This is a genomic window from Methylomonas sp. LL1, assembly GCF_015711015.1.
In the GTDB taxonomy this organism is placed as follows: Bacteria; Pseudomonadota; Gammaproteobacteria; order Methylococcales; family Methylomonadaceae; genus Methylomonas.
In genome coordinates, this window is the sequence record NZ_CP064653.1 from 1,954,922 (window position 1) to 1,967,494 (window position 12,573).

Annotated in this window: 11 protein-coding genes and 1 pseudogene; 3 read left to right on the forward strand and 9 right to left on the reverse strand. The window is 52.3% G+C overall.

The annotated features are described in order from the left end of the window. Positions 1-20: 20 nt before the first annotated feature. Complete coding sequence (locus tag IVG45_RS09115) at positions 21-1,628, forward strand: methyl-accepting chemotaxis protein (protein WP_196437509.1); 1,608 nt, start codon at positions 21-23, stop codon at positions 1,626-1,628. Positions 1,629-1,715: 87 nt separating this feature from the next. On the opposite strand, the gene IVG45_RS09120 is transcribed toward IVG45_RS09115, so the two are convergent. Together IVG45_RS09120 and IVG45_RS09125 are read right to left on the reverse strand one after the other, a co-directional pair. Continuing rightward, positions 1,716-2,099, reverse strand: coding sequence for a DUF302 domain-containing protein (locus IVG45_RS09120; protein ID WP_196437510.1), 384 nt, complete (start codon positions 2,097-2,099; stop codon positions 1,716-1,718). 173 nt (positions 2,100-2,272) lie between these two features. After that, a complete protein-coding gene (locus IVG45_RS09125) occupies positions 2,273-2,695 on the reverse strand; it encodes a hypothetical protein (protein WP_196437511.1) in 423 nt (140 codons plus the stop codon). A gap of 321 nt (positions 2,696-3,016) precedes the next feature. Here IVG45_RS09125 and IVG45_RS09130 point away from each other — a divergent pair. Then, positions 3,017-3,514: pseudogene (locus tag IVG45_RS09130) on the forward strand (transposase); the annotation flags it as partial. Positions 3,515-3,970: 456 nt separating this feature from the next. Here the strand turns inward: IVG45_RS09130 and IVG45_RS09135 are convergent. Further along, a complete protein-coding gene (locus tag IVG45_RS09135) occupies positions 3,971-4,243 on the reverse strand; it encodes a hypothetical protein (protein ID WP_196437512.1) in 273 nt (90 codons plus the stop codon). Positions 4,244-4,411: 168 nt separating this feature from the next. Then, complete coding sequence (locus tag IVG45_RS09140; RefSeq protein WP_196437513.1) at positions 4,412-4,972, reverse strand: hypothetical protein; 561 nt, start codon at positions 4,970-4,972, stop codon at positions 4,412-4,414. Between the two features lie 297 nt (positions 4,973-5,269). Between IVG45_RS09140 and IVG45_RS09145 the strand changes: the two genes are divergently transcribed. After that, positions 5,270-6,256, forward strand: coding sequence for an integron integrase (locus IVG45_RS09145; RefSeq protein ID WP_196437971.1), 987 nt, complete (start codon positions 5,270-5,272; stop codon positions 6,254-6,256). Positions 6,257-6,357: 101 nt separating this feature from the next. On the opposite strand, the gene IVG45_RS09150 is transcribed toward IVG45_RS09145, so the two are convergent. From IVG45_RS09150 to IVG45_RS09170, 5 genes are all read right to left on the reverse strand, one after another. After that, positions 6,358-7,608: a dicarboxylate/amino acid:cation symporter gene (locus IVG45_RS09150; RefSeq protein WP_196437514.1), complete on the reverse strand. Its 1,251-nt coding sequence runs from the start codon at positions 7,606-7,608 to the stop codon at positions 6,358-6,360. A gap of 290 nt (positions 7,609-7,898) precedes the next feature. Then, positions 7,899-8,747, reverse strand: coding sequence for an acid phosphatase (locus tag IVG45_RS09155; protein WP_230874816.1), 849 nt, complete (start codon positions 8,745-8,747; stop codon positions 7,899-7,901). A 356-nt stretch (positions 8,748-9,103) separates the two neighbouring features. Beyond that, positions 9,104-10,267 carry a lipid-A-disaccharide synthase gene (lpxB, locus tag IVG45_RS09160; RefSeq protein ID WP_196437515.1) on the reverse strand — a complete coding sequence of 388 codons (1,164 nt, stop codon included), beginning with the start codon at positions 10,265-10,267 and terminating at the stop codon, positions 9,104-9,106. A gap of 54 nt (positions 10,268-10,321) precedes the next feature. After that, positions 10,322-11,419 carry a DegT/DnrJ/EryC1/StrS family aminotransferase gene (locus IVG45_RS09165; RefSeq protein ID WP_196437516.1) on the reverse strand — a complete coding sequence of 366 codons (1,098 nt, stop codon included), beginning with the start codon at positions 11,417-11,419 and terminating at the stop codon, positions 10,322-10,324. An 11-nt stretch (positions 11,420-11,430) separates the two neighbouring features. Then, entirely contained in the window at positions 11,431-12,369 is a 939-nt protein-coding gene (locus tag IVG45_RS09170) for a Gfo/Idh/MocA family protein (protein ID WP_196437517.1), read from the reverse strand. Positions 12,370-12,573 lie beyond the last annotated feature (204 nt).

Consider the following 12,573-nt stretch of genomic DNA (forward strand, 5'->3'; position numbering starts at 1 on the left):
TTCGTATAAAGTGAGCCGTCATGGATAACCCCGCATCCATCCAATCCAAAATCCTGTTAAGCATCGCCAGCGTGTTCCTGCTGCTGATGTCGGTCAGTATCCTATTCATGGCCGATCGACAAAAACAAATGATACAAACCCTGGCCACCGATAAGGCTCACGATATTGCCCACGGTTATTTCGACGGCCTGAACGCAATGATGCTGGCCGGCTCGATGACCCAAAGCCGATTTTTACGCGAGAAGATCGAATCCCATGCCGACGTGACCGATGCCCGTTTGATTCGCGGAAAAGCCATCGTCGACGTATTCGGCCCCGGCGCGCCCGAGCAAGTTCCGGCCGACGAACTGGATCAACAAGCTCTGGCCGGCAACGCGGTCACCGTCAAAAGCGGCAGCGCCACGGGTGAAGGCATTACGATACTGGAACCCGTCATCGCCAGCAGCAACTTTAAGGGCACCAACTGCCTGAACTGCCATGCGGTGCCGGAAGGCACCGTCATGGGCGCGGTACGTATTTCCTATTCGCTGACCAATCTGCATGCCAAAATCAATGAAGACATCCTGATTGCCGGCCTGATCGCCGCGGTTTTATTCATTGCCGGCATGACGCTGATCACTTTTCTGATGCGAAAAATCGTGGTCAAGCCGCTGGCTGAAATTCGTAATACCATGAACCTGATCAGCCAGAATGCCGATTTACGCCAACGACTGACGATAGATTCCAACGACGAAATCGGCCAACTCAGTACCTCATTCAATGCGATGCTAAGCAACTTTGCCAACAGCCTGAATCAGGTATCGGAAACCAGTCTGGAATTGAGTAACGCCACCGCAAAAATTTCCAGCGTTGCCAGCCAAACCACGGCGGCGGCTAAACAGCAAAACCAAGAAACCGAATCGGTTTTACATGCCATCAACCAACTGGAATCCTCGGTCAAGGATGTGCGCAGCGGAGCTGGCGGAGCCGCCCAGGCCTCGATCGAAGCCGATCAACAAGCCGCCAAGGGCGCCGCCACCACCAAAAACGCCATCGACGGCATTTATGAATTGGTGGCCGAAATTGAACGCGCATCGGAAGTCATCAAACGCCTGGACGAAAAAAGCAAGGGCGTCGGCTCGGTATTGGATGTGATTAAAGGCCTGGCGGAACAAACCAACCTGCTGGCACTCAACGCCGCCATTGAGGCGGCCCGGGCCGGCGAACAAGGCCGAGGCTTTGCCGTGGTGGCGGATGAAGTCAGAACCTTGGCTACCCGCTCGCACAAAGCCACCGAGGAAATCGAAAGTATCATCGAACAACTGCAACACGAAGCCAAGGATGCGGTGGCCGTGATGGAAAATGCCAAGCTCAGCGCCGAACAACGCCGCTCACAAGTTCAGAGCGCCGACGAAGGCTTGAACCTGATTGCGTCCAGGGTAGCGCACATTCGCCAATTGAATGCGCAAATGGCGGACGCCGCCGACAACCAGAACCAGGTCGCCCAGCACGTCAGCCAAAGCGTCGCCAACATCGGCCGCTTGACCGATCGCACCGCCCAGGACGCCGCGCAAACCAATGCCGCCAGTCACGAACTGGTTAAGTTGGCTAATCGCCTGAACCAATTAGTCGCGCAGTTCAAGCGATAATGGATCGGGATTCCGTCAAAAATAAGTTCCCGATATTCGAATGTCCTGGGGCGAATTGATTCGTCCTGGGCGATTAAAATCACCCAATCATTTCGCCTCGTCAACCATTCGCTTGGTTTTCTCCTCGATTTCCCTGGCAATTTGCGCCAATGCGGCATCCTGGGATAGCGCCGCAAGCATTTCGGCCGGCTTGATCAGGCCGATCTTCGTTTTACCTTTGTCCGTGAACACCGAGATACGGCACGGTAGCGCCATGTTTAGACGCATATCGGTTGAAAGAACCTTCGCAGCTTGCCCCGGATTGCAGACCTCGAAAATCTTGCACTGCTCATCAAATGAAATACCTTTACCGCGAAGGGTGGTTCCTAAGTCGTGGACATGCAGCACCCCGAAATCGTGCCGTTTAACCGCGGCATCGAGGTCCACCGACGCCTGTTCGAATGATTTGCCGGTCTCAACAATGTAGTACATGGGTCATCTCCATCTTTTCAAAACTAGACATTAAAGCAGACATTCGTTTCTCCTCGTGTTTTTCAGTTGCATCCAGACCTGTTTCCATGCCTAACGAGCTAAAGGGCGGGCGCGCGACGGTAGCGGAGGATACCGGCAAACGCAGGTTGCCAGGCGTTTGGTTGACCGAATGGTTAGGCCAAGCAGCGGAAACGAAAGAAGACATACGGTGCAACGGCAACCCAGACTAGGACAACGACCCAGACTCGCCCCTCGAAAATGTTGTAATTCGCGAGCAATTCAGACCAAGAGTGTCCGCCGACAAAGTGGAAGAAGAGAAATTCAAATGCCACCGTAAGCGCGGCCCACGCCAGGCCGATGGTAATGGCGTCGTGCGCGGAAGACGGCGGGTAAAAGCGAATGAAGACCCAGATAACTGCCCCGAGCGACAGAACACTTGTCACCGTGGACACCTGATGCGCGGTAAGCTCACTCATGTGTTTGCCATAGCTGAGGTCGCGCGCGGCACCATTTGCTATTGAAACAAGCAGCATGACGAACCATGCGGCGAGGTATTTCCAAGTATCCAAAACATCCATGATGAATGATGTAGGCATGGCCTAACGTTTGAATCCACAGACCAGCGCAGCTTTTCGCGCAAGTTCGGTGAAATAATGGGTTGGGCCGCGCACTATGACAGCCCCCAGTGCTTTTCCAATCGAAAAACCTCATCAAGCAGCATTTGTTTTCGCACATCTTCGCCTCTGCCTCCACCAGCATACATCGAGCGAGGTACTTCGAATTTTTCGATTATTTCCTTCGCCATGTGCGACCGTAGGCTTGAATATTCAGCCCGCGTAGATTAGCGACAGCGTAATCGTACGAATTTGAAAACAACTTTCCTCCGATTACGCTGTCGCTATTCGGAGCTACGTGGACTAGAGGCGATCATACAACAAGGACTGGTACTCCCAGCCCGTTACCCCGAAAGCTGGGTCGTCGACGTCAAGTCGGTCGGCAGCGGCGACAAGGCGTTGGTTTATCTTGGCCGCTATCTTTATAAAGGCGTCATCCAGGAAAACGACATTGTCGCCTGCCGCGACGGTCAGGTGACCTTCCGTTATCAGGACAGCAAGAGCCGCCAGATGCGGACTCGAACGCTGCCCGGCGCCCAGTTCCTTTGGCTGATTCTCCGGCATGTCTTGCCCAAGGGTTTCAGGCGGGCCCGCAACTTCGGTTTTTTGCACCCCAACAGCAAACGACTGATCGGCTTGCTGCAATACCTGCTCGGTTTGAATCCAAACCGGGCACTGGCATGGCTGAGAAAACGGCCACCACTCACCTGCGCCTGCTGCGGCGGAGACATGCGGATTGTGAAAACACGCATCCCGGCGATCTTACGCCGCCAGACAATGCCCACCGGCCAACCGGGTTGAGGGGGCCACAGGCTATGTAAACGATTAACGAAACCGGCCATACGATCATCGGCCTTTTCAAGGCCGACAGCTTCGTTCGGCCAAAATCAGGCTAAAGCATCCCAAAAAGCGGCCTTCCGATGCCATCGAAGCGATAGGTCGCCACTCCTATGCGAGTTCTGGGTCTTGAAGCGGTAACCAAGCCTTCGCGACCCAAGAACTCCGAAAAGCTATTTTCTTAAATAAAGAATACCGTTAGCACTGTGACCACCGGGCTTGTCCAACAACCGGTTCAGATTGTGGTTCGCGTTGCTCACACAATCTAACCTTATTCGTTATACATTTTTAATTTTATTGAGGTAATACACATGAAAATACTCGAAACCATAAAAGATAGGTTTTCAATTTTTTGTCGCCGATACGCACTAAGAGAAGCAGGTTTAATGGGGTTGTTTTTGTTCGTATTCGAAGAATTCTTTAAGGGTGATCCGTAAACTGCTTCAGGAACCCTTGTATTAGCGTTAAAACACCAGCATCGCTGTTCTCGAAATGCTCATAAACTTTAGCTATGAAATCCTTTGCTTCGATAAGTCCTTGCCTAGTCAGCTCTGCAACAATAGTTTTAATTACTGCTTTCTTGGCGGCATCTAACAGCGGCGATTTCTCTATAGCTTCACAAACAACGGAGGCTTCCAGTGTGGTACGGAAGCCTCTACCTGTAAGGGAGATTGTGTTTTCGGATTCGCTCACTATTTGGCTCCTAGGGTTGCGATGTATAACGTTACGGTAAGGCGACCGCCGCTATAGGAAGCTAAGCGAAGCCAATTACCTTGAATTAAATTTGTATTTCAAAACCGCCAACGGGCGGCGGGTCGCTTTGACTGACTTGTTAGGCTCTTTAAGTTGCAATTATTTAAATTAACGTTTTTTTGAAAAATTACGAAAGATTGAAAAACAATTTTTATCTATATTCGGTGGTACTGATGGTATTAATGATTCTTTTATAAAAGGCAAAATACTTTCATAATAATTATTAAAGCAAATATATTCTTTCGAATCTGTACTATTCATTTCTCCTTTAATTCCCTCTAGTTTTTCAGATTGTTTTACTGCCTCTATTAATTGCGAATGTCGATTTAGTATATGTACATAACACTCATCATGATATTTTTTAATGACATTAATCTTTTCCTCTAACTCTTGAAAATAAAGTAATTGAAGGGCAATAGCTTCTTCGATAGGAGCTACTGTTCTACAGTCATTAGATTTTTTGTGATTGTCTTCTGTTATGCCAAGTACATTTAGTCTTTTTTCATTAAGCCAATACTGATTGCTGAATAATAACTTAGCGATTTCTTCAGATTTCTTTTGCAGCAATGATCTGTTTTCCCTTAATACAGTGTTTTTATGTAACTTATATTGTGTTACGAGAACAGTAATTAAGGCGATAGCCGCCGTAATAATATAACTAATTGACATGGTTAAGTTACTTTTGAAATTAAAATTATTTATAACGAAGCTAGCACTCAGCTAGCAGGCAACTAATAAAGCTGACGCAGCCAAATTGGAACTGAGCCTTCATCCAAGAAAAGCCTAACTATTGATTATCAGGCAAATCTGCCCGTATAACCTGATATTGACCTACTTTTCAGGCACATTGGCATGCGTATTCGGAAAACTGGGCATATTTGCCTCGATAACTTGCTATTGGCCGGCTATTCAGGCAAATTTGCCTGCATATTTAATTTGCGACTCACTATAGCCGGTAAGAAAATGATGTCAAGCGTGAATTCACCTACCTTGCTGGACGACGTTCGCCGCATCATGCGCCTGAAACATTATTCCTTGCACACCGAGCGCACCTATTGCGATTGGATCAAGCAGTTCATCAAGTTTCACCGGATGACGGAACGGCCGGCTTTGTTCGAGGAAAGCGAGGCCAAGATAGAAGCTTTTTTGAGCCATTTGGCGACGGAACGCCATGTTGCGGCCGCCACTCAAAATCAGGCGATGAATGCGTTGGTGTTTTTGTACAAACAGGTATTAAATCGGCCGCTGGAACAACGCATAGATGCCATTCGCGCCAAATCGCACCGGCATATGCCGGTGGTATTATCGGTGGATGAGGTCAAGCAGGTTTTGCCGCGCGTCGAAGGCGTGGCGCAATTGGTGGTTAAGTTACTGTACGGCAGTGGGTTGCGGATTACCGAGGCGGTGCGACTAAGGGTGCAGGACATCGATTTTGCCTACAGGCAAGTTACCGTGCGCTCCGGCAAGGGAGATAAGGACAGGGTGACAACTTTTCCGGCCAGCATGGCGCCATTGCTGCAAAATCATCTGGAGAAGGTGAAGTCGATTCACCAACAAGATTTGGCGGCCGGATTTGGCGCGGTGTATTTACCGTTTGCGCTGGCCAGGAAGTATCCTAATGCCGAACGGGAATGGGGCTGGCAGTATCTGTTCCCGGCCCGTTCGTTGTCTGCCGACCCCTTATCCGGCATTACCCGGCGGCATCATCTCGATCAATCCTTGATTAATAAGGCGATACGGGCGGCCGTGCGGCAGTCAGGTATTGCCAAACGGGCTTCCGCCCATACCTTCCGCCACAGTTTCGCCACGCATTTGCTGCAACGCGGCACCGATATTCGTACCATTCAGGCATTGTTGGGGCATAGCGAGCTGGAAACCACGATGATTTATACCCATGTGTTGAATCAAGGTGGGCAGGGAGTAGTCAGTCCGTTGGACGATTTAGGGGTTTAGTCGTTGGCTTGATAAAATCCCGAACAAGTCGGTTACGCTCATGGTTCCACCAAGCCGCGTTTATCTCCGATGGAAATCGAGGTCCATGACTTTTCCGTAGGTCAGCCGCCTAGCTCTTGCTTCAGGCAATTCCGGTCAAGCTCGTTTTCCCAAGCGGAAACCACCAGCGTAGCCACGCCATTTCCGACGAAATTGGTCAGCGAGCGCGCTTCGGACATAAAGCGATCAATACCGAGGATCAAGGCCAACCCGGCAACGGGGATCGACGGCACGACCGCCAGCGTGGCGGCCAGCGTGATAAACCCGGAACCGGTTACGCCCGCGGCACCTTTGGAGGTCAGCATCGCCACGCCCAATAGGGTTAACTCATGGCCCCAGCTGAGTTCGATATTCAGGGCTTGGGCGACGAATAAGGCAGCCATCGCAAGGTAGATATTCGTGCCGTCCAGGTTGAACGAATAGCCGGCGGGGACAACCAGTCCGACCACCGATTTTGAACAACCGAGTCGCTCAAGCTTGTCCATCAGGGGGACCAGGGCCGATTCCGATGACGAAGTGCCGAGAACGGTCAACAGCTCTTCCTTGATGTAAGCCAGAAAACGCAGAATGTTGAATCCGGAAACCGCCGCGATCAGGCCCAGCACCACGACGACAAACAGGATACACGTCAGGTAGAAGCTCAGCATCAGGTCGACCAGGGGCGTCAGGGCGGCAACGCCATATTTGCCGACGGTAAAAGCCATGGCGCCTCCGGCGCCGAGCGGCGCCAGCTTCATGATCAGGTTCATCATGGCGAAAAAAATCCGGGAGCATTCTTGGATAAAGTGATACACGGTTTTACCGGTTTCACCCAGATGCAGCATCGCGTAACCGAACAGAATAGCCATGAACAACACCTGCAACAGGTCGCCGGAACCGGTGAAAGCATCGGCAAAAGTCTTCGGAATGATATGCAGAATGAAATCCAGCGCGCTTTGACTCGAGGCGGCCTGGGCATAATTGGATACGGCCTTGGCATCCAGCGTGGCCGGATCCACGTTAAAGCCTTTTCCCGGCTTGATGATATGCATCACGACCATGGCAATGCATAGAGCCAGCGTCGACACTACTTCGAAGTAGAGTAGCGCCTTGCCTCCGACCCGGCCTACTTTTTTCATATCCTCGGCGCCGGCTATCCCGAGCACGACCGTGCAAAAAATCACCGGACTGATCAGCATTTTGACCAAGGAAATAAAACCATCGCCCAGCGGTTTTAGGGTCACGGCGGCCTCCGGCTTAAAATAGCCCAAGGTACCACCGGCGAGAATGGCCAACAGCACCCAAAAGTACAGATATCCGGTTAGTTGTTTCATTGAGTCCTCTGCTATTGGTTTTCTTGTACTCGATTAAGCCACTTCGCCGATACAAATGCGAAGAGCTGATTGGTTTTAGGCGCGCGAGCTGGTTTTACGGTTGCAAGCCACAAAGGCCGTTCCCGCCTGATTACCCTATCGCCCGATTTAAGCATGAAAGAGACTTGGATTGGGTTGGAAATAAATTCCCTGAATTCATTGGGTCGAATGACCCGTAGGAGCGCCTAGCGAATTCGCCCCTATAGGACATTCGAAATCGGGAACTTATTTTTGCCGGAATTCTTACTCACTCATTGAGCCAGCGAGGGTTGTACCAACAGTGCAGCGTCTTCCGCGGCGCAATCACGATTGGGTTTCAACCCTTTGCCGCGCACGGCGGCAATTTCAGCCTTGGCCGCCTCGAGATCGGCTAGAAACTCAGGCGCCGCGTGTAGCCTGGCCACGGCGCCGGCCGCTACATTGCGCCCTTGCACGACATCACTGTGCCAATGCACGTTGCATACATTGCGGCTCTCGCCAAAGCTACGGCCCCGTAACAGGATGGCGTTGGTTTGTTCCGGCGAAATCTCCGCCAAAATCAACGCCCATCCCCAACCGATCGCGGTATGGCCGGAAGGATAAGAGCCATCCTTCACCAGCCAGGATTGGTCATTTGGAGTACATAGGGGTTGGTTGTTCCGGACAAAAGGGCGAACCCGTTTGTAATGATCCTTGGCCGCGCGGGTCGAGCCCCCCACATCACTCAATGTCCGGCGCAACAACCGATACAGACGCGGTGTATCGGCCTCGCTGACGGGCGCGTTCAAGGCGCAGGCGAAGGTAGCGGCCGCATGCGGAAAACTCAAATCGGCATCCGAGATGGCCAGCGCCCAGCGCGGCGTATCGCGCAAGGAGAAACTCCTCCGGCTAATATCCTCATCAAGGGCCAGGGCAGACGAATCAGGTGGCGGAGGCGGCGGGACCAAGGTCAGACTATTCGGCAGTTCCGCCGCAGGCAGATAGCCGACGAGACGTTCCGAGGCTCCTGTCAACGTGGAAACAGGTTCATCCCGGACAGTCTGATTAACACAGCCGGCCACGATGACGCTAAGCACCATGCTCGGGAGGATAGCCCGCCAGCGCATTTTTTTCCTATTCATTTATCGCTCCCGTCACTGTGTTAGAGCTATTTTTGAGAAAACTTGCACCCATTGCCTATGCCAAATATTACGTTCGCTGGGCGGACTTGTGCTGAGTGAAACCGAAGTATAAGGCTAACCGAGATAGGCATGGTCTTGTGCCGAACCAACCGAGGTCTCCATGGGCCTAAAAAACCATTTGGATTCCGTCAGAAAAAACTCCCGATATTCGAATATCCTGTAGGGACGAATTCGCTACGCGCTCTAACGGGTCATTCGCCCAGGGCGATTAAAATCGCCCCAATGAATTCAGGGAAATTATTTCCAACCAAATCCTTAATCCAGCAAAAACACGAACTCCGTCCCGACGGACGCCATCATTCGACTCGACCTTGCCGTAACATTTCCAAGGCCAAATCGGCCATGTTTCTTGAACCTCCGCCCTGGCCCAGGCGTACTTTTACCAGTTGCAAACCTTGCAGACAAGCGGTTCGATAGGGTTGATCGCTGAGTAAGGCCTCGATTTCCGCCGACAGGCTTTCGGCGCTGACGGCATCCTGAATCAGCTCTTTGACGATAGAGCGGTCGGCGATGATGTTGGGTAAGCCGATGAACGGGATTTTGACCAATTGCTTACCCAACCAGTAGGTCAAGGGCGACAGCCGGTAAGCGATCACCATCGGCACGCCCAGCAAGGCGATTTCCAACGACGCCGTGCCGGAAGTAGTCATCACCGCATCGCAGCATTGAATGGCATCGTAAGCCTGTTGCTTGACCACCTTGATCGCCAGCGGATTGTCCCGCAGATGAAACTGTAACACCGCATCATCAACCGAATCGGCTTGCGGCAGCACAAATTGCAGATCCGGATGGTTGCGAGCCAGTAGTTCGGCCGCCTGCAACATTACCGGCAACATGCGTTTGATTTCATTGACCCGACTGCCCGGCAAAATGCCGACCACCGGCCGAGCTGGATCCAGGCCGAACAGGTCAAAATCTTCGGCCCGGCCTCGCAACGGTTGAACCTTGTCGACCGAGGGATGGCCGACATAGCGCACCGGCACGTTTTTAGCCTCGTAATAGGCGGTTTCGAACGGAAATATCACCGCCATCATGTCGATGGCCTTGCCGTAGGTCAACACCCGCCCGGCCCGCCAGGCCCAGACTTGCGGACTGACGTAGAACAGTACTTTCACGCCCCGACGCTTGGCAAACCGGGCCAGTTTTAAATTGAACTCCTTGTAATCCACGCAAACCAGCAAATCCGGCTTTTCGTCGGCGACGATAGTTTTCATGACCCGCAAGGCCCGCCGAATTTCACCGTAATGCTTCAGGATTTCAACCAATCCAATCACCCCGATACCGGACGAGTCGAAACGGATGTCGATGCCGGCCCGCCGCATTTTATTGCCGCCCATGCCGATGCCGCGCAGCGACGGACACTGCTGTTGCAATTCCTGAAACATATGGGCGGCGTGCTGGTCGCCGGAGGATTCACCGGCGCTGAACAGCACGGTGTAGGCTGAATTGGAAACGGTCATAAGATATGAGGTGGTGAGCCGTGCATTACCTAGGCTCACCCTACGCATTTGAATTTAAGCCGCCAAAACGCCACGGATCACGCCAACAATCCGTTTAACGGTTTCATCGCTCAAATTGGAACAAATCGGCAACGAGAAACAGCATTCCGCCACCGATTCGGTGACGGGCAGCGACAAACCGGCACAGGTTTCCTTGAACACGTTTTGCCGATGCAGCGGTACCGGATAATACACCGCGCAGGCGATTTGATTGTCCTGCAGGGCTTTCATCACCTCGTCGCGCCGATCGCACAATAAGGTGTATTGATGGTAGACATGCACGCCAACACCGTCTTCATAAGGCGTGGTCAACGGCAAATCGGCCATCAATTCGGAGTACAGGTGGGCGGCATGCCGGCGCGAGGCATTGTATTGGTCGATGCGTTTCAGCTTGGCGCGCAACACCACCGCCTGCAATTCGTCGAGACGGCTGTTGTAGCCGATTACGTCATGGTAATAACGCACATCCGAACCATGGTTGCGGTATTGCTTGATCTTGGCCGCGGTTTCGTCGCTATTGGTGGTCACGAGGCCACCGTCGCCGAAACAACCTAGATTCTTGCTGGGGAAAAAGCTGAATCCGGCCGCATCGCCGAAACTACCGGTTTGCTGATTGCTGACGGTGGCGCCAAAAGATTGGGCGCAATCCTCGATCAGTTTCAGACCGTGATTTTGGCAAATGGCTTTAATCGCTGGCAGATCGGCCGGCTGGCCGAATAAGTGTACCGGCATCACCGCCTTGGTTTTGGCGTTAATGGCCTTGACGATGTTTTCCGGCGTAATATTGAAGGTACCCGGATCGATATCGACAAACACCGGCGTCGCGCCGACGTATTTGATGGCCTCGGCGGTGGCGATAAAGGTAAAAGCGCTGGTGATAACTTCGTCGCCGGGGCCTATGCCTTCCGCCAGCAGCGCCAGATGCAGCGCATCGGTGCCGGAAGCGCAGCCGATGGCGTGTTTGACGCCCAGATAGTCGGCGGCTTCCTTTTCGAAAGCCTGCACATTCGGCCCCAGGATAAAGGCGCAATTGTCCAGTGTGTCGGCAAAGCCGCTAACGATTTCATCTTGAATTTCGGCGTATTGCGCCTTCAGATTAACCATGGGGATCATAACGTTGGCCTCTAACCGTGTTTCAGGAATTTGGTGATTTCGATGGCGGTAGCCAGCGCCTTGCGCCCTGCCTCGCCCGGTACCAGCGGATTTTCGCCGGTCTTGATGCAATTGACAAAATGTTTGATTTCCTCGAACAGCGCATCACCGCTCTCGAATACCGATTCTTCGGTAACGATCTCGGGAATGCCGGGGAACATTTCCTTCTCGCCGGTTCTATGCTTGACCAACACCCGGTTCTGAAAATCGACGGAAATATAGGAACAGGGCCGGAACATGCGCATCTTGCGTTCCATTTTCATGCTGATCCGGCTGGCGGTAACATTGGCGACGCAGCCGTTTTTAAAGGTGATGCGGGCATTGGCGATGTCGGTACCCTGGGTCAGCACCGCGGTTCCGCTGGCATCGATTTTTTCCACCTCGGAATCGACCAAGGCCAGAATGATGTCGATATCGTGGATCATCAAATCCAACACCACGCTGACGTCGTTGGCGCGGGGGTTAAACGGCGACAAGCGGTGCGATTCGATGAACAGCGGCTTGTCTTCCATTTTTTCCAGGCCCCGGACCGCCGGATTAAAGCGCTCCAAATGGCCGACCTGCAAAGTCACATTTTTTTCCCTGGCAATCGCGATCAGATCGTCGGCTTCCTCGACGGTAACGGTAATTGGTTTCTCGACTAAAACATGAGTGCCGGCATTCAGAAAATCGCGTGAAACGCGGTGGTGAAGACTGGTAGGCACCACCACGCTGACGGCATCGACCTGTCCCAGTAAGGGCTGATAATCGGTCATGGCTTCCGCGCCATACAACTGCGCCACCTGCGCCGCAGCATCGGGATTGATGTCGACCACGGCGACTAATTCACAATCTTTTAATGAAGCATATTTCTCCGCATGAAATTTTCCCAAATAGCCTGCACCGATAACAGCACATTTCAGTTTACTCATAGACGACCACACGTTGATTCGCAATCACCCTTACCCGATTATGAACAAGGGAATAAAACCGCGCATTGTAACATTAGATTGATGGCCGAATCAGCGGCGGTATCAAGTGCGAACAGGATAAGCCAGGGTGGATGGAGTAAAGCCACACCAACAACCACACTTCAACCGCCGGTTTTCTGCTTTGTCTCACTCCGCCCTTTCAAA